Annotated in this window: 20 protein-coding genes; 4 read left to right on the top strand and 16 right to left on the bottom strand. The window is 36.6% G+C overall.

From position 1 onward, the window contains the following. Window positions 1-15: 15 nt before the first annotated feature. Together corA and FVB32_RS15970 are read right to left on the bottom strand one after the other, a co-directional pair. Window positions 16-1,071: a magnesium/cobalt transporter CorA gene (gene corA / locus FVB32_RS15965; RefSeq protein ID WP_187269600.1), complete on the bottom strand. Its 1,056-nt coding sequence runs from the start codon at window positions 1,069-1,071 to the stop codon at window positions 16-18. Continuing rightward, window positions 1,058-1,933 carry a mechanosensitive ion channel family protein gene (locus FVB32_RS15970; RefSeq protein WP_147744827.1) on the bottom strand — a complete coding sequence of 292 codons (876 nt, stop codon included), beginning with the start codon at window positions 1,931-1,933 and terminating at the stop codon, window positions 1,058-1,060. The genes corA and FVB32_RS15970 overlap by 14 nt, the downstream gene beginning before the upstream one ends. 764 nt (window positions 1,934-2,697) lie before the next feature. On the opposite strand from FVB32_RS15970, the gene FVB32_RS15975 reads away from it, so the two are divergent. Beyond that, the gene (locus tag FVB32_RS15975) at window positions 2,698-4,368 is read left to right on the top strand and encodes a sensor histidine kinase (protein WP_147744828.1); all 1,671 of its coding nucleotides are present in this window, start codon (window positions 2,698-2,700) and stop codon (window positions 4,366-4,368) included. Window positions 4,369-4,371: 3 nt separating this feature from the next. Further along, window positions 4,372-4,782: a response regulator gene (locus FVB32_RS15980; protein ID WP_147744829.1), complete on the top strand. Its 411-nt coding sequence runs from the start codon at window positions 4,372-4,374 to the stop codon at window positions 4,780-4,782. 631 nt (window positions 4,783-5,413) lie between these two features. Here the strand turns inward: FVB32_RS15980 and FVB32_RS18035 are convergent. The 8 genes from FVB32_RS18035 to FVB32_RS16010 form a co-directional block, all read right to left on the bottom strand. Continuing rightward, window positions 5,414-5,584, bottom strand: coding sequence for a DUF6747 family protein (locus tag FVB32_RS18035; protein WP_317132220.1), 171 nt, complete (start codon window positions 5,582-5,584; stop codon window positions 5,414-5,416). A gap of 602 nt (window positions 5,585-6,186) precedes the next feature. Further along, window positions 6,187-6,414, bottom strand: a complete 228-nt coding sequence (locus FVB32_RS15985; protein WP_147744830.1) for a hypothetical protein — start codon at window positions 6,412-6,414, stop codon at window positions 6,187-6,189. A 433-nt stretch (window positions 6,415-6,847) separates the two neighbouring features. Beyond that, a complete protein-coding gene (locus tag FVB32_RS18040) occupies window positions 6,848-7,018 on the bottom strand; it encodes a DUF6747 family protein (RefSeq protein WP_317132220.1) in 171 nt (56 codons plus the stop codon). Window positions 7,019-7,686: 668 nt separating this feature from the next. Beyond that, window positions 7,687-8,394, bottom strand: coding sequence for a LytR/AlgR family response regulator transcription factor (locus FVB32_RS15990; protein WP_147744831.1), 708 nt, complete (start codon window positions 8,392-8,394; stop codon window positions 7,687-7,689). 1 nt (window position 8,395) lies between these two features. Continuing rightward, complete coding sequence (locus tag FVB32_RS15995; RefSeq protein WP_147744832.1) at window positions 8,396-8,716, bottom strand: Hpt domain-containing protein; 321 nt, start codon at window positions 8,714-8,716, stop codon at window positions 8,396-8,398. Window positions 8,717-9,537: 821 nt separating this feature from the next. Continuing rightward, on the bottom strand, window positions 9,538-9,750 hold the full coding sequence (locus tag FVB32_RS16000; RefSeq protein WP_147744833.1) for a hypothetical protein: 213 nt from the start codon (window positions 9,748-9,750) through the stop codon (window positions 9,538-9,540). A gap of 81 nt (window positions 9,751-9,831) precedes the next feature. Further along, entirely contained in the window at window positions 9,832-10,737 is a 906-nt protein-coding gene (locus FVB32_RS16005) for a hypothetical protein (protein ID WP_147744834.1), read from the bottom strand. A gap of 26 nt (window positions 10,738-10,763) precedes the next feature. Then, complete coding sequence (locus FVB32_RS16010; protein WP_147744835.1) at window positions 10,764-11,180, bottom strand: hypothetical protein; 417 nt, start codon at window positions 11,178-11,180, stop codon at window positions 10,764-10,766. Between the two features lie 651 nt (window positions 11,181-11,831). Between FVB32_RS16010 and FVB32_RS16015 the strand changes: the two genes are divergently transcribed. Continuing rightward, complete coding sequence (locus tag FVB32_RS16015) at window positions 11,832-12,236, top strand: SRPBCC family protein (RefSeq protein WP_147744836.1); 405 nt, start codon at window positions 11,832-11,834, stop codon at window positions 12,234-12,236. After that, window positions 12,237-12,572, top strand: a complete 336-nt coding sequence (locus FVB32_RS16020) for an ArsR/SmtB family transcription factor (protein WP_147744837.1) — start codon at window positions 12,237-12,239, stop codon at window positions 12,570-12,572. 66 nt (window positions 12,573-12,638) lie between these two features. Here the strand turns inward: FVB32_RS16020 and FVB32_RS16025 are convergent, their stop codons facing one another. The 6 genes from FVB32_RS16025 to FVB32_RS17805 form a co-directional block, all read right to left on the bottom strand. Beyond that, the gene (locus FVB32_RS16025) at window positions 12,639-13,184 is read right to left on the bottom strand and encodes a DinB family protein (RefSeq protein ID WP_147744838.1); all 546 of its coding nucleotides are present in this window, start codon (window positions 13,182-13,184) and stop codon (window positions 12,639-12,641) included. A gap of 1 nt (window position 13,185) precedes the next feature. Then, window positions 13,186-13,665: a DinB family protein gene (locus FVB32_RS16030; protein WP_147744839.1), complete on the bottom strand. Its 480-nt coding sequence runs from the start codon at window positions 13,663-13,665 to the stop codon at window positions 13,186-13,188. Window positions 13,666-14,060: 395 nt separating this feature from the next. Further along, on the bottom strand, window positions 14,061-14,399 hold the full coding sequence (locus FVB32_RS17830) for a dihydrofolate reductase family protein (protein WP_222707970.1): 339 nt from the start codon (window positions 14,397-14,399) through the stop codon (window positions 14,061-14,063). A 305-nt stretch (window positions 14,400-14,704) separates the two neighbouring features. After that, a complete protein-coding gene (locus FVB32_RS16040; protein WP_147744840.1) occupies window positions 14,705-15,205 on the bottom strand; it encodes a cache domain-containing protein in 501 nt (166 codons plus the stop codon). 392 nt (window positions 15,206-15,597) lie between these two features. Further along, complete coding sequence (locus FVB32_RS16045) at window positions 15,598-16,449, bottom strand: alpha/beta hydrolase family protein (RefSeq protein ID WP_187269601.1); 852 nt, start codon at window positions 16,447-16,449, stop codon at window positions 15,598-15,600. Window positions 16,450-16,777: 328 nt separating this feature from the next. Next, window positions 16,778-16,915 carry a hypothetical protein gene (locus tag FVB32_RS17805; RefSeq protein ID WP_187269602.1) on the bottom strand — a complete coding sequence of 46 codons (138 nt, stop codon included), beginning with the start codon at window positions 16,913-16,915 and terminating at the stop codon, window positions 16,778-16,780. Window positions 16,916-16,983 lie beyond the last annotated feature (68 nt).

A 16,983-nucleotide genomic window follows, 5' to 3' on the forward strand; every position in this document is an offset into this window, starting at 1 on the left:
TTTTACCGATTTTGGCTATAACCATTTTTTGCGCCTAAAAATAAATATTAGCACGACAAAAATAATGAACATCACACCAAGCAGTATGTGATATCCATGTTTGTGATGGAGTTCTGGAATATTATCAAAATTCATCCCATAAATACCGGCCAAGAAAGTCAAGGGTATAAATATGACTGAAATTAGAGTAAGGAGTTGCATCACCTTGTTCATCTTAAAGCTCAGTTCCGAAATAAACAAATCTTGAAGACCGTTTAATATATCTCTTGATGAATCGATAGTATCCATTATTTGAACTGTGTGCTCATATAGGTCACGAATAAAAATCTGGGTATTGTCCTGTACAAAATTACTGTCTGTTTTTGAAAAACTAGCTATAGCTTCGCGTAACGGAGCAACTGATTTTCTTACAATGAGAAACTCTTTTTTGAGTTGGTGGATGTTGGTCTTATCCTTTATATCCAGTTCAACCAACATTTTTTCTTCCAAACCCTCCATGACCTCTTCTATTTCTTCCAAGACCACATAGTAATAATCGACTAGGACATCAACAAGTGCATATGACAAATAATCAGCTCCACGTTGTCTAATTCTTCCCGAGCTAGATGTAATACGCTTACGTACAGCTTCAAACAAATCACTTTCGGTCTCCTGAAAAGTGATTATAAAACCTTCATTAAAATAGATTGCAACATGTTCTTTTTTTATTTCGACCTTGTCCTTATCAAAACTAAGTGCTCTAAGTGTAATAAAATTTCCCTTGTCATATTCTTCGAATTTGGGGCGTTGATGTGTATCTACAATACCTTCTAATACCAAGGGATGAATATTATAGTTACTCCCAAAGAATTTGACCAATTCTGTATCATGAAGTCCACGTACATCGTACCAGTCGACCTTATCGATAGGAGATTGGTTCAATTCGCTTTTTGAATGGCTATCTATTTCTTTTTCCAATAGACTGTTTGCGTCGTATTGGAGGTAATGGATAAGAACCTTGTCCACCTTTCTATTGCCGGTAAAAACTACGGAACCAGGGGCCAGCCCTATTTTTTTTCTAAGCCTGTTCATATTGCTTTCGCTCCTTTGTTGGATTGTCTTTATAAACCAATGTCCTATGAGGGAATGGAATGTCGATATTTTCCTTATCAAATTGCAATTTAATGCTTTCCAATAGGTCGCACTGCATATTAAAGGCATCCGCACTATTTTTGGCCCAAGCAAATCCTCTTAGATTTACAGAGGATTCCCCAAGTTCAACTACCTTGACAGGGACAACCTCCATACCTTCTGCTGTTTCCTTTGGAGTTCTATTATCTATACTTAAAGGATGGCATATAATTTGATTTTTGATTATCTCCTTTGCTTTTTCTATATCAGAATCATACCCGATTCCTATTTCTATCCATTTGCATATTTTGTCATCCCCAAAGTCTGCATTTATGATGATTTCATCACTAATTTTTGAATTTGGGATTATAATTCGCCTATTCTCAAAATCCCTGATGACCGTGTGCCGCAAAGTGATATCTTCCACTATTCCGGCAAGCTCTCCAAGGCTTAAGCGGTCATTGACCCTAAAAGGTTTAAAAATCACTATAAAAATACCACTTATAATATTTCCTAAAGCATGTTGGGAGGCAAAGCCCACGGCCACGGCCAATACTCCAGCACCCGCCAATAATGAATTTGCAAGTACTCGTAAAGAGGGCATCGTATATATTGCTATACTTATGCCTGTTACATATAGTATAGCTCTGATCGCATGTCTAAAAAATTTATAATTGGTTGGGTCGTTTTTCATTTCTTCCGTGGATTTTCGTATTAGCCTTTTAAAAAAAAGGTCGACCAAATACGCCACCAAAAAGGTTAGAAGAATAATTACCAAGGGGATTCCAAAAGTGTCCATACTATTTAGGATTTCTTCTTTCATCAGTATACATACTTAATTAAAGTATCAACAATGTAATGATTTTACACTACAAGTATGGCCAAGGTATGCAGATATAAACCGCTGACGATAAAGAGCCGATCAATGAAGTAATTGGTGTGGCATGAAATAGTGTTGACTGGTAAAATTAGTCTCAAGTAAGTTTGATTCCACAAAATCGCCTGCTAATAGTACTAAAAGAAGAAAAAAGAGGAAGTCTTGGAAAACATTCGTGGCTGTTGCAGAACTCCGATAAATATCAATTTTTGCTTTTACCAATATGCGGGCCTCCTGTCATGGTATTTTAATTGGTTCCCTAGAGATTATCAAAACCATAACATGACTAACAATCGTTTCTTCTAAAAGTTCCAACCAAGTTTGAAATGTATCCAAGATCAGACTATAACAAATTAATATTGGAGCTGGCAGAAGTATTTTCCCAACCTTTTTAGATAATAATCCACCACTAGGCATTGATGTATTCATCTTCGGGACAATGGTATAAGTAACTGATTCTATTATATTGATGTTCCAAATACTACTTGAGCATACTATACAATATAGGTTTCGAAAACTGGATTGAATCATGCTAAATTGATTTTGGTTTCACATACAATAGTGTTAAAATATTGGTATATTTAGCACAAAAATTATGTATAATGCTGTAAATTATTAAAGTAAAATCTTACTTATAATAGAGATTGAATGCGCGCTTGAATAGTTGACGACATGGATGATTATAACCAACCAAACCACCAAAAAAGATTATGAAGCAAACGATTGCATTAAAGACCACAGTTTTAGCAATTAGCTTGCTCTGTCTAATTCTTGGAGTAGTTGTATTGTTTGGATGGTACACGAACAATGTTAAGTTTATTCAAGTACTGCCCATGTTTGTGCCAATGCAGTATAATACGGCCTTGGGATTTCTGCTTGCCGGTATTGGTCTACTCTCAGTATTAAAGGATAAAAAGATACTGGGCAAGCTATTATTCTTAATAATTGGGACAATAGGTATTTTGACGCTATTTGAATATATCATTGGAGTTAATCTGGGAATAGACGAGCTAATGATGGAACACCACATAACGGTGGAAACATCGCACCCAGGTAGAATGGCCCCTAACACCGCACTTTGCTTCCTCCTGACCGCGATTGCCATGTTCCTGCCACTCAATAAAGGACAAAAAGCCGTTCAAATAAGTGGCGTGATAGGATCTATGGTTTTTGGGCTGGGCCTCGTCGCCTTTGTAGGTTATCTTATTGATATGGAAGTTACATATGGATGGGGTAAATTAACCAATATGGCCGTACATACAGCTTTAGGCTTTATGGCTTTAGGCATGGGAATAACTTCTTTGAGCATTTACAAGGAATTTCAGACTTTGACTGTGAGCAATCCAAATAACGATTTTTGGCTTACTGGATATGCATTTTCTGTTGCCTTGATCATATTTTTTATTGACCTGAGTTTACCGCTTGGCATTTCGGCGGGCACCCTTTATGTGTTAATCATACTATTTGCATGGTTTATAAGGCGACGATACATCACTTTAGTTCTTGCATTATTTACAACACTGCTTGTAACGATGGGATATTTCTACTCAGAGGGAGGGGCCGAAACTTGGATGGTCATTTCAAATCGAAGTTTCTCCATAATGGTCATATGTGTTGTGGCTCGTCTTCTTTTATTAATAAAAAAGAAAAATAACGAACTGGAATTGACGAATGCTCAAATGGATTTGAACCTTGTGGAAATTAAAAATAAAAACAGGGAACTTGAACAGTTCACTTATATCGCCTCACATGACCTTCAGGAGCCATTGCGCACAGTAATCAACTTCACCGATCTTTTTGAACAACAATACAAAGAGAAATTGGATGAAGAAGGCAAAAAATATCTACATTTTATATCTCGAGCCTCAAAACGGATGAGCCTTTTGATCAAAGGGCTTTTGGATTATTCAAGGATAGGTCAAAACAAAGAAAGAATCAAAATTGATGTGAACAAGATGTTAAACGACTTACAAGTAGACCTTCATGCAACGATTGATGAGACAGGCACGAGCTTTGACATTGGGCCGCTTCCTAAAATACGAGGATTTAAAGTAGAATTGAGGCTATTATTTCAAAATTTAATACATAACGCCATAAAGTTTAGAAAAGATGTGGAGAAGCCACATATTGCAATTACTGCCAAGGATAAGATAGAATACTATGAGCTCTCCGTAAAGGATAATGGAATTGGTATTGCAGAAGAGCACCAGAAAAAGATATTTTCCATTTTTCAACGTCTTCACGCACAAAAAGAATACGAAGGTACTGGCATTGGACTGGCACATTGTAAAAAGATTGTGGAATTGCATCAAGGAACAATCAGGGTATCCTCTATTCCAAATTGTGGAAGCGAGTTTATTTTTACTATTAAAAAATTCTAAATCATGAGAAAAAAACTAAAAAGTATTTTATTGGTGGATGATGATGAGGCAACAAATTTTATACATAGATTAGTTATCAAACAATCAGATTGTGCTGAGAACATAGTAATCAAGGAAAATGGGATTGATGCACTAAACTACTTAAAGTCGGAGGTTAATGGTGAGCACCCCCAACCTAACCTAATATTCTTGGATATAAACATGCCAGCAATGGACGGTTGGGGATTTCTTGAAGAATATAAAGCCTTACCAAAACAACAGCAAGCCGATACAGTGATTGTTATGTTGACAACATCGCTAAATCCAGAAGATAAAAAAAAGGCAAGCAGTATTCCAGAGATATCAGATTTTATATCCAAACCATTGACCATAGAGAAGATGAACAAGGTGCATGCAAATTTTTTTTTAAATTAAAGAAGGCATTTTTAAGCTCCTATTTTACATTCAATACTCCAATTTTCTTTTTTCGCCACCAATACCGATAAGAAAGTAGCTCATAGCAATTAGCTATTTCTAAGATTTTTATAAAGCTATAAATATGCCCTATTTTAATTTGGTATCGGCAACGCTATGGAACATCCAGTCCTCGTTTCTGTGTGTTCTCACGAATGTGTTCCTACCATGATGGTGCCAAAATGTATGATTGATATTCTTTTAGCATCTTCGATGGATTGTTTCCTTGAACCCCATAAAAATCAAAAGACCCCTCCTGTAGGAGGGGCCCAATGGCCCGAAACCAAAATGTATACCTAAAATATTGTGTTTTTCAAATTCTTGGTTTAGTGGTATTAAAGAATGAAACCTTATAGCCAATATTTTATTCTACACTTGTAGGAGTTAGAAATAGCTCAAATCACGAATATTTAACCCTATATTCCCCTTTTTTGAAAACAATTGCCAAAATTGCCTATTCCTAATCTAACGATAATTAAAAAAAAACTACATAACCTCAAAATTTAGATTTATACCATATTAATAAAGATTTATAGATAATATTTCCTTTTTGTGCCCCTTATGGCCAATGACATGCATTGGGACATGGCTGCTAGTCAAATGCAAATCCGGTCGAAACCCTGAACACGAACGCGTACAGTACCACCGCGTACATCGATATTCCGAACCATGCGAAAAACTTGAAATAATTTTTAACGATTCTACTGCCCAGGTTGTTAAAGCCCTGGGTGTAAATTTCTTTTATTAGTTGTAGGGTGTTCATAATGTTTTTTTTAAAGATTAATATTTAAAATCGATTCGCCGGTGCAATCTTCCGCACCACTATGGCCGTAGCCCGATTTCTGCAAACCGTTGAGCATGACATGCTACCACTGTATGTTTCACATCGTGGTCAGATTTGTCGGCCCACTACAGAACAAGAAGTATGTATACGTTCAAGAACAATGTTGTGAGCAGTGCCGTCTTTGAAATAATAAAACTTAAATTTTTCATGATAATTAGATTTGGGTCCAATAACGATGTAAATGTAGGATGATTCTGTAATGTTGGTGGGCTTTTTTCGATGGATCGTATGTTGGGGCAGGTGAATCGGGGCATTTTTACAATAAACCAAACTGGGAAATGATCGATATCGGTGGACAAGCTTTGATCCAATTGGCCAAATAGGTGCGCTCAAGGAAAACAGGTGGGCGGAAATTGGTATATGGGTTCTGATGGCATGGCGGTCTGCACCTTAGGCCTAACGAAAAAGCACACTTTTCCCGGTCATTCCATAAACATTGGACCGTGTTTGGTTAAAGCAAGCATGTTCACAAGGAACGGTTGGGCATCTTTCCAATAGGATATAGGGCGGTGAACGAAAAACTAGGATTGTTTCCAAAAGGTCATTCTTGTGCTACCATCTACTACTACCAAAACAGAGCAGCTTCTGTGAGCAAAAAAAGGAGCCGCTGTGAAAAGATCTTCATGGTGTTTTTGTGAAGTTAGTTTTTTCAGGGGTCGTGTAGTGGATATCCATATTTTTCCCTTTACTGATTTTCCAATGCGCTTTTCGCTAAGTTTTTCTTGTTGCCCCTCTTTTGTCTTTTCCAAGTTTTCCACAATTAGGGTCTAGTGGTGAAATCCGATATTCTTTTAGCATCTTCGATGGATTGTTCCCTTGAACCCCATAAAAATCAAAAGACCCCTCCTGTAGGAGGGGTCCAATGGCCCGAAACCAAAATGTATACCTAAAATATTGTGTTTTTCAAATTCTTGGTTTAGTGGTATTAAAGAATGAAACCTTATAGCCAATATTTTATTCTACACTTGTAGGAGTTAGAAATAGCTCAAATCACGAATATTTAACCCTATATTCCCCTTTTTTGAAAACAATTGCCAAAATTGCCTATTCCTAATCTAACGATAATTAAAAAAAAACTACATAACCTCAAAATTTAGATTTATACCATATTAATAAAGATTTATAGATAATATTTCCTTTTTGTGCCCCTTATGGCCAATGACATGCATTGGGACATGGCTGCTAGTCAAATGCAAATCCGGTCGAAACCCTGAACACGAACGCGTACAGTACCACCGCGTACATCGATATTCCGAACCATGCGAAAAACTTGAAATAATTTTTAACGATTCTACTGCCCAGGTTGTTAAAGCCCTGGGTGTAAATTTCTTTTATTAGTTGTAGGGTGTTCATAATGTTTTTTTTAAAGATTAATATTTAAAATCGATTCGCCGGTGCAATCTTCCGCACCACTATGGCCGTAGCCCGATTTCTGCAAACCGTTGAGCATGACATGCTACCACTGTATGTTTCACATCGTGGTCAGATTTGTCGGCCCACTACAGAACAAGAAGTATGTATACGTTCAAGAACAATGTTGTGAGCAGTGCCGTCTTTGAAATAATAAAACTTAAATTTTTCATGATAATTAGATTTGGGTCCAATAACGATGTAAATGTAGGATGATTCTGTAATGTTGGTGGGCTTTTTTCGATGGATCGTATGTTGGGGCAGGTGAATCGGGGCATTTTTACAATAAACCAAACTGGGAAATGATCGATATCGGTGGACAAGCTTTGATCCAATTGGCCAAATAGGTGCGCTCAAGGAAAACAGGTGGGCGGAAATTGGTATATGGGTTCTGATGGCATGGCGGTCTGCACCTTAGGCCTAACGAAAAAGCACACTTTTCCCGGTCATTCCATAAACATTGGACCGTGTTTGGTTAAAGCAAGCATGTTCACAAGGAACGGTTGGGCATCTTTCCAATAGGATATAGGGCGGTGAACGAAAAACTAGGATTGTTTCCAAAAGGCCGTGGGGGCATTTCCATAAGGAAGGTGCAATTAAATTTGATGGTATCAGAGTCGGTTTAGCCGCCTCATCAGTTCCGGCTTGTTCGGCCGGCTTACCGGAATTACATCCTTACCTATCAAAACGCTATGATCTTCAATGTCAACTATTTTCTTTGTGTTGATTATATATGACCGGTGTACCCTAAAAAATATATCTTGAGGAAGTTTATTGTTTATTTTTTTTAAGGTAGAATGAACCATGTAATTTTTATCATTCGTTTTCATAAAGATATAATCTCCTTTTGCTTCTATTGATGTAATAGAGGGGATATCAATTTTCACCAATCTACGGTCTATATTTATATATAGTTCCTCAATAGACTCATCGGGAACTGGGCTTTCGAACGTAGCTTTAGTATTTTGAAATGTTGAAAGTGCCCGTTCTACACCTTTGTCAAAACGTTCTTGCGAAACAGGTTTAACGATATAATCTATTATACATCCGTATTCAAAAGCCTCTAGGGCATAATTCTGATCTGCGGTTGTCATTATAATTTGTGGTGGGTCCTTGATTGTCTTAATAAAGTCCAAACCCGTAAATATTGGCATATGTATATCCAAAAAAACAAGGTCAGTGGAATAGTCATTAAGATAAGTAATTGCATTCACGGCACTATGAAAAATTTCCTGAACTTCTATATTGGGATTGTTTTTACTGAGTCGCCCAAGAATGGTTCTAGATGTCTCCTCATCGTCTATAATAATACAATTCATATTATGCCTTTTTTATAAAAAGTAACATGGTAGCCAATATGCGTTCAAAATCTATTTTTAAACTTTGATTGCTATCCTTTAGTTGAATACAATACTTTTCAGCGATTTTAAATCCATTTTTTAAGTCTAAGATCTTTATTTTATGACTTAACTTATGAACAACTTCTGACGTTTTGAGGTAGTTTCCATTCTTAAGATATAGTTGGTAGCTTTCAATTTCCTTTGAAATTTCCCTTTTAAAAATATCAATAAGATCTTTCTTGAAATGCGCATCTCCACCACAAATTTGATTGATATAGTCCAAACTTGGTTTTTCCTCCATCCGATAACTTAATAAAGTTGTTTATTTCGTTTGCCCCATTATACCAATCTTCCTTTTCAAACCAAATCTAATGAGGTACAAACCAGTTTAACATCATTTGATTATCCATTGGCAACCATTAATTCAATAATGAATCACTATAACTTTCTATCATGAACATGAAGGAGAAAAGTTCATTTCTCATTGTGATTATTAAAACTCACAAGAATAGCAACGTATGCATTCTAATTCATTCAATATAAGTAAGATAATACTTGTTAATATTTTTGTTAACATATAACCAGCACCTCATTTGTTATATTGTGATTTTGAAGAAATATGTTGTAAAAGCCTTAAAAATAGATGTCAACTTGCTGTTTTAAAGTTTATTGGGTATAATGTTATTCCTTAATGGAAGCCTTAGTAATAACTCTTTAAATGTCAATTGTGGAAGGTTAAGAGCTATTGTATAGAGGATTGAACAAGATGATTCCTTAGGTTTATTCATCTCTGTTCGTAAATAAATCTGTTTCGTAATATTTAGGACGGTACTGAACCTCCCTCCTTTCGCCCTATTGATTAGACCTTCTCTTACCATAGCGTACAACGACTTTCTTCTTTTATAAAATGTCTTTTATTTAAGACGTCTCGATATCCCGTTTAATATCACTCTAATGTTTATCACTTAAGAACTAATAAGTCATAAAAAAGCACACCGTTTGGCTTAATGTGAGCCAAATTTTATTGCCTTCTACCGTCTTATTGCCATATATTAACCTACAAAAGAAAAATCCAATGGGTGTATTTTCAGATTTTACAGGATTCAAAATAGTACGCTTCCATCAATTAAGTTTCCAAACGGTATGGTTCGTTGAGCTAAAATTACTTCGGTGTGTTCCTCCAATTGCAAACAGTTCTCCATTTAGATTGACCAGTGAATAAAAAATAGCCCTTATGGGTACCGAACCAATTGTTGTTGCTAATTCCCAATCTTCTCCGGTTGAAGATTCATAAAAAGTAGAACTGTTGTTGGGGCCATCCACAAGAGTACTCATCAATATAATTGTATCGTCTGTCACCACTTTTCTTACAGCGTTTATGCCCCTCTCCCGAATATTTGATACAATAGGGTCGGATCAGTTGGTTCCATCCATACTTGTTCTTGTACCGATCCCATCAATGTCAGGATCTGGATAGGGCTCTATGCTATAGAGTATGCCGTTCAAGCTTTGGACCTGAAAGCTGTACTTGGTTTCAAATCCGTGGTTCTCTGTCTCCAAATCCCAACTCAGACCATTGATACTGCTGTACACATTGCGTTCCAGGGAGAGGTCATCAATTTCACTCGTATAACCGGCAATCCTAAATATCTTATCGCCCAGAACCGTAAACTTTAAGGATTGGTACTGAATAAACGGAGTTGTTTCTGTCTCTTCCATCCAAATTATACCATCGTCGGAACTGAAAATTCTAGTGGACTGACCACTATCATGGATACCTCCATAGATCCACAGCTTGTCATTGTTTTTTGAATAATTTGCAATTTGCTTGAAATAAGCTTGGGGATAATTGGGATTAATTAGAATGCAGATGTCATAGTAAAAGGTAGCATATTTGGATTCTACAGTATTTGCCAAATCATAAGCATAGCCTCCAACGTTGGCCAATAACCTTTTTGACATTTTTGCTTTCTCCGAAGTTGGATCGTCTAGGCTTAACTTGATGGTATTGATCTCCTTGCTCCACCAGTCAAAGTTTTTTTGGTTTAAAAAATTCTTCTCCAATTTTTTATAATAGAATTTTTGTAATTGCTGTTCTAACCTAATATTATGCTTAATTATTTTTAATTGGCGTATATAAGATTTGTTGTTTTCGATGCTTCTTACTTTTCTCGCTATACTGTCAAGATTTGTATAACCGCTGAGATTCCTTACCATCCGATTATATTCATTGTATACTAAAACAAGATTTCCCTTTTCTTCATGAGCTGTGGCTTCATTTATGAAATCGGAAGAGATTTTATCTAAATTTTCACTATCCAAGTCTATTAGTCCCTTTCTATCAGCTTCTAGTTCAAGTCAATGAAATACATGAAGAATATGGCTTTGGGAAGGCTAATCATGACCCATTTTATGAACGAATATTTCATTAGATATCCCCACAGCCTATCGAGCCATCCCTCTGTCTTTTTAATCTCTATAAAATTCATGTCCTCATTTCCAATAACAGCAGCGCAAGAAAAACTCTCATGGCCAGGCAAATGGCCGCCATAGTTTGAAAAACCAGCACCGCATGCTACTACTCCTTGAATTTTTTTAGTGAAAACTGCAATAGTTGATGCTAGGCGTGCTCCGCAGGAAAACCCGGTAGTGTAAATCCTATTGGAGTCTATATTGAATTCAGTGAAAACTTTGCCGAACAATCTATTTGAAACCTCAAAATTTTCATCATAGAGGGCATTTCTAGAATCATTGGAACAGACCAAAATGTAATTGTATTGTTCTGCCGACTTTATAAACCAATGTATGCCATGCTTACCTTCGGCGGCTGGATGAAAAAATGAAAACTATCGGAGATGATATATTCGGATTGTAGGTTTTTGGCAGATATAAAGCAAAAGATTCTGTTGTATTCTGTGAAACAGGTATTGAATCTAAAACTCTTCCAACAGGATATTTTCCAATTTGAGAATACGAATTTAAACAGAATACGAAAAAGAGAAAAGCCAAGCGGGAATACCTTTCCATATAAGATGGTGAATCAGATTCCTAAGATACTTTTAGCTTGAAACAAGTTTTACTTTTTTATGTCATACGGGACTTTTTTTATTCAAAAAATACTTTCCACAATGTAAACTGCTTAAATTAATCTTAAAATGAGTTTCCTCTAATGTTACTTATTAAGTAACATAAAATGGCCAATTGAAAGGACTTAAAAAAGTTCCAATAAATGTTCCTTTTACTGGGCTAGTGAAAGTTAGACCAATTTAACGCAAACCTCATTCAAAATATAACAATGATTAAAATTTGGATTCGTGCCTTAATTCTTGATTATCCTTTCTTATGCCTAAATGGTTTTGAGAACAAGTAAGTTTTATTTAAATTAGCAACCATATAGTTGCTAAAATCTTTTTAAGATGGATACCATAATTAAGAAACACTGGTTAGAAAGTCCCATTTCACAGGTATGGGATGCCATTTCGATTGCGGAGGAAATTTCCGCTTGGTTCATCAAGGCCGACTTTAAAGCCGAGAAGGGATATAAGTATAAATTTACCCACGAACAAACTATTGTTTCAGGCGAAGTCTTAAAAGCAAACCCTGTCTATGAACTGGTATATACTTGGATTGTAGGTGGGACAGATGTGGAAACCACGGTAAGCTGGAAGTTGGAAGAACATGACAAAGGAACCCTATTGACCTTGGAACATTCTGGAATCAGCAACTATCCGGGAGATACGGCAGTAATGATGTTCAATAATTTCAAAGGTGGGTGGGACTCGTGTGTTGAAAATCTTGAAAAATATTTATCCCGAAAATAAATGTCCTCGAAAGAAACCATAAATAAAGTCTTTAAGGCAGTTAGTGATCCCACCCGAAGGGAAGTTTTTCATGTTCTTATGGCAGCAAGTGCTGCTATGTCGATTGCACAGATTACAGAGCATTTTGAAATCAGCCGACAAGGAGTGACCAAGCATATAAAATTGTTGGAAGAGGCAGGATTGGTCAAGACCTTCGAAAAAGGGCGAGAGCGTTTTTGTGAATCCAATCCAACCCCATTAAATGAAATAAGAAATTGGCTCTTGGTTTATGACAAGTTTTGGGACGATAAAATCAAATCACTGGATAAATTTTTAACGCAAAGACCTAAGAAATAACATAAGATGTTTTACCTGGTATTGAGTTTATAAAAGGGAGGTCATTTAGAGCCTCCCTTTTATTTATTAAAACCCCCTAAACTGGATAGGTTTGATGCTATTCTGTCGTAAATATGCAATCAATTGGGCCCTATGGTGGGTAATGTGATCCCTCACAAGCATACAGGCCGTATAATAATCTTTGACCACAGGTTCATCCAGTGTCCCAAAAATAAAGGTTCTGCCATAGTGCTCTGCTGAAGCATTGCTAAAAAATGAGATAGATTGATCGAACTGTTCTTCTAGAAGTTGGTTTAGTTCCGATTTTCGCATTTTGCCGGCATAAGAAAATGCTTTTTGAAAATCTTCTTTCCTTGATGATTCTTCATTGCCTTTGAGGTAATAATTTAACAAAAAATGATTGGTTCCGATCATGTGCTGGACTTGTTCCCTGAAAGTCCTTACCGAATCCGTTGGCTTATAGTCGAATTTTTCCTGGGGCATTAGATTTACCATCTCGATGGTATAATCTTTCATATTTTTCATTATTTCCGCCATGCTGGCATTGAAATCTTGGGCCACAATAAATTGAGCCATTAATACTGCTAGAATTAATGCTGTTCTTTTTTTCATTTTAGTGAGATTTCATTGCTTCAAGTCCTATAATTTTTCTGGCATAACCCAATTGCCCTAGATGATAAGCTTCATGATACAAGAAAAAAGATACAATATCGATTAAAGCAGGCTTGTCGGGAGCAGGTTTTGCCTCAAGTTCTGCATCGCTTGTCCCTAAAAGTTTTTCCTTCAGTTCCCTACCGGCTTTGGCGAAGCTTTTGGATATTTCATTGATTGTCGGGTAATCTCCGTTTTCAATACTCTTCCAATAAATCTCTCCAAAAGGATTAATGGTCCCGTCTCCTAGCATGTTTGCTAGCATATACCTGCTATGAAGAATGTGCCCCAGCAACCAATTTGAATGGTTTGAATGTTCTGAGGGACACTTTAAGGCAAGTTCTTCGGTCAAGTTTTCAAAGGCGTTATCAAAAATTTTACCCTGGAACTCGAACATACTGCTTAATAGTTCTGCTTTGACGCTTGTTTTTTGTTCTATCATTTCATTTTGGTTTAAATTAATAATGCAACTATATGGTTGCTAATTTAAGCATAAAACCACAAATGGCAACCAAATGGTTGTTGTTTAACATTTTGTTAATTGTCTCTTAAGAAGAAATGTTAGGTTTTGAAGGCTAAAATCACTTTGAAGAATATGCACGAAGTAATGCGAGCTAAGTTTTGTAAAACTACCATTTTGAAGGACTTCACTCAGATTTTAGATTCGAACGGTCTGCATAGAATATACTTTATTTATTTTATTACTTCGTATGTTAATTCTACCATTCCATCTTTAAACGCAGTTGTATCTTTAAGATGTAGTAGTTGTTCTTGACCAATATGGTCAAAAAACAATATTCCATCACCTAGAATAATGGGTATAATTGATATTACTATTTAATCTGCTAATTTCAGTAGTAGACATTCCTTAGTTAGCAAAGCTCCACCAACCATCCAAATGTTCCTGTGATTTGATTTTAACTGACCATCGATGAGCTTTTTCAAATCACCAGAGCAGAATTCGACATTTTTCTTGTTGTTTACCAGGTTTCTGTTGGTCAATACATAAACTGGCGTCTCATCATATGGCCAACCAACTTCTAATGCATGTTCATAAGTATGTGAACCCATCACATAGCAATCAATGGAATCAAGAAACTCTGAAATATATTCATCGGTCAACATTACACCAAGTTCATAAGTATCCGTCGATTTCATCCACGAAACACTTCCCATCGTTCCTAGCTATAAAACCGTCTAGGCTAGAAACCATATATATCGTTACTTTTGATTCCTCTCTCAACATTTCAATAAGCTATAATCTAGGAACAAGACTTTTGATCATATATCTGTTCCACCTACTATACGAATTTAATGTTTTTTCAGGCGCATCCAATATTACAAAATACAGCGCTTTTCCATACCCAATTGAAACAGTTGAGACAGTTGAGACAGTTGAGACAGTTGAGACAGTTGAGACAGTTAAAAAATGTTCGTTTAATGTCATTTTAAAACGTCGCACTAAATAATTAATTCCATCCTCATTGAATCAATTGGTTCAATTCAGTCATGCTGATTTCTTCATTGTAAATTCCGGCACCTACCTGAATATTTAGATTTTTTACAGTCAACACATAGCTTATTTTTCTCAAGGGTTGTCCACCACTTGGCTTTGGCCAGATATATTCTACCCAGACCCCGTTTGGACTATCGCTTTCCTCACACATTTTCAAACCATACCGAAACCCATTGTAATCGGTATGTTGTTTAATGTCGCCACCTACCTTTTCTGGAAAAGCTGCATTTGCCAAGACCTTGTCCTCAGCACAGTTAAATGAAAACACATAGGTATCTTTCCAACTAAATTCAGAATGAGGGTCCCTAAGCACCTCTAATCCCTCCAAACCTTTATCTTCTATGAGCCGAGCGGCTTTTCTCACTTTGGCAATTACTTCTGAAGGAGTTGCATCGACCTCTTTTTTGCCGGCACAAGAAATAAGTAAAATTAAGCTTGGGAATAGCATTATGTGACTCAGTTTCATGCTTTATATTTATCGTTAGTATTCATTCAATCCTTTTGCTAATAATTCACTTTTATTTATCATGACAATGCAGTGACCATGATTAATTTTTCAAAAATAGTCATGTCAAAAAAAGAGGGTGTACCCTTAAATGGTTATATTCTAAATTGGCAGAAAATGGGGAGGAGAACTTCGATAGTTTTTCAGATCATACTTTGGGCAAATCTGTTACAATGAATTTTGATGAACCATTATGGGTTTCTTTTTATGACCTCCATCTGCAAATAGGATAAGGTCGAACCGGAGGGCATAACAAATTCCTATTCATAATCTAACTTGTTTTCAAGAATCAGTACCTAGTAGCAGACCCATAGGAAACAAGCCTAGTCAGCTGTTGAAACCAGTTGTGATTTTCATTGTGGATTGGATAATTGGATTTCATGTAGCAATACAGGCCAAAGTGATTCTTTCATCTTCTTCTTGAAAACACCAAAATGTCCAATATTTCCCATTTGGTAATCCCGATTGTGGATATGGAGGCGTTTACGATTCTCAGATCCGTAGCAGTTTGACAAGTACTCTACCGCGGCGAGAGGTGCAAAAGTGTCCCGTTCCATACTAATGACCAACAATCTCGCATCTATGTCCTTGTAAAAAAGTTGTTCTGGCGGAACATCGTCTAAAATATAGTTTGGAAGGGTACACCAATATCTCCATTGAAGGGCCATGTTCTTGGGCAAATTCTCCATCCCCAAAATCTTCTTTCCCGGAAAGTATCCGAACATCCATGTCAAGGAGGGTAGGAGAAAATACCAATAAAACAACATTTTTATCCTCGATAGACCGGGCCAAAACTTCCAATAACCAGATTGGGCTCCGACCAAGATTATCCGGCTGGCCTTTCTAGAGGTCGGTGCCAAGCCAATAAGTTGCCCACCTATACTATGTCCTAGGATACAGAGCGCTCCATGAGGATTTTCATCCATCACAAAAGAAAGCACTGCTTCCAAGTCCACACTTCCCCACTCTTGTGCATTTCCCTTCAATTGTGTAATAGGGCCCCTCAATGAATCCCCTATGCCCATATAATCAAAAGTAAGTACCCAAATTCCATGCCGAGCCATATATTCTGCGAAGTGGCCATAAAAAGATTGCTTCACTCCCGTTGCTGGTGCAATCACCAATATACTATTACTTTTTGGCAGGCCATAACTGGTAACAGCTATGGAATGTCCTGCACTTGTCACTACATCAAAATAAGTCACTTTACAAACTATTTAGTCAAAAACAATGTAATAATAATTTGCCTAATGCTCTTGCAATCCAATACGCAAATAGAACCCTCCAACTTCTTTTTGGAGCCATCCAGCACTTAAATCATCATACTGTCTGGGACATTAATTTTAGAACAGACGATTACAGAAAGTAGCGAAGATTTTAATTAACGTAAACCCGAAATGTCATTGTATCGAAAATCTTTATCACAAATACGATCTTGTTTTTGCCCATTTCTTTTATTTCTTGAATTGCTATACGCAAACCCCGGAATAGATCCGAAAAGCAATCATATACAGACGATTCCCAACCCTTCCTTTACTTTAAGGCTCCGTCAATGACTTCGCCATCGATACCGGCAACGTCAATGGCTTCTGACCTTAGCTTTTTCAACGCTACAAATTCTGGGTCTTTTTTTAACCTTTGGTAAGCGTCTGTGCTATCGTAATTTACCATATCTGGCTGGCTGAGTTCCTTGCTTTTTTTACGGCAAAAAAGTGGACACGGGTGGACAAATAATATAA

Source organism: Flagellimonas hymeniacidonis, from assembly GCF_008040165.1.
GTDB lineage: Bacteria > Bacteroidota > Bacteroidia > Flavobacteriales > Flavobacteriaceae > Flagellimonas > Flagellimonas hymeniacidonis.

What these genes read in the sequence shown, in the direction of transcription:
- corA (WP_187269600.1), bottom strand. Translation starts at nt 1,071, where the DNA reads ATGAACAGGCTTAGAAAAAAAATAGGGCTGGCCCCTGGTTCCGTAGTT.
- FVB32_RS15970 (WP_147744827.1), bottom strand. Translation starts at nt 1,933, where the DNA reads ATGAAAGAAGAAATCCTAAATAGTATGGACACTTTTGGAATCCCCTTG.
- FVB32_RS15975 (WP_147744828.1), top strand. Translation starts at nt 2,698, where the DNA reads ATGAAGCAAACGATTGCATTAAAGACCACAGTTTTAGCAATTAGCTTG.
- FVB32_RS15980 (WP_147744829.1), top strand. Translation starts at nt 4,372, where the DNA reads ATGAGAAAAAAACTAAAAAGTATTTTATTGGTGGATGATGATGAGGCA.
- FVB32_RS18035 (WP_317132220.1), bottom strand. Translation starts at nt 5,584, where the DNA reads ATGAACACCCTACAACTAATAAAAGAAATTTACACCCAGGGCTTTAAC.
- FVB32_RS18040 (WP_317132220.1), bottom strand. Translation starts at nt 7,018, where the DNA reads ATGAACACCCTACAACTAATAAAAGAAATTTACACCCAGGGCTTTAAC.
- FVB32_RS15990 (WP_147744831.1), bottom strand. Translation starts at nt 8,394, where the DNA reads ATGAATTGTATTATTATAGACGATGAGGAGACATCTAGAACCATTCTT.
- FVB32_RS15995 (WP_147744832.1), bottom strand. Translation starts at nt 8,716, where the DNA reads ATGGAGGAAAAACCAAGTTTGGACTATATCAATCAAATTTGTGGTGGA.
- FVB32_RS16000 (WP_147744833.1), bottom strand. Translation starts at nt 9,750, where the DNA reads ATGAGTACTCTTGTGGATGGCCCCAACAACAGTTCTACTTTTTATGAA.
- FVB32_RS16015 (WP_147744836.1), top strand. Translation starts at nt 11,832, where the DNA reads ATGGATACCATAATTAAGAAACACTGGTTAGAAAGTCCCATTTCACAG.
- FVB32_RS16020 (WP_147744837.1), top strand. Translation starts at nt 12,237, where the DNA reads ATGTCCTCGAAAGAAACCATAAATAAAGTCTTTAAGGCAGTTAGTGAT.
- FVB32_RS16025 (WP_147744838.1), bottom strand. Translation starts at nt 13,184, where the DNA reads ATGAAAAAAAGAACAGCATTAATTCTAGCAGTATTAATGGCTCAATTT.
- FVB32_RS16030 (WP_147744839.1), bottom strand. Translation starts at nt 13,665, where the DNA reads ATGATAGAACAAAAAACAAGCGTCAAAGCAGAACTATTAAGCAGTATG.
- FVB32_RS17830 (WP_222707970.1), bottom strand. Translation starts at nt 14,399, where the DNA reads ATGGGAAGTGTTTCGTGGATGAAATCGACGGATACTTATGAACTTGGT.
- FVB32_RS16040 (WP_147744840.1), bottom strand. Translation starts at nt 15,205, where the DNA reads ATGAAACTGAGTCACATAATGCTATTCCCAAGCTTAATTTTACTTATT.
- FVB32_RS17805 (WP_187269602.1), bottom strand. Translation starts at nt 16,915, where the DNA reads ATGGTAAATTACGATAGCACAGACGCTTACCAAAGGTTAAAAAAAGAC.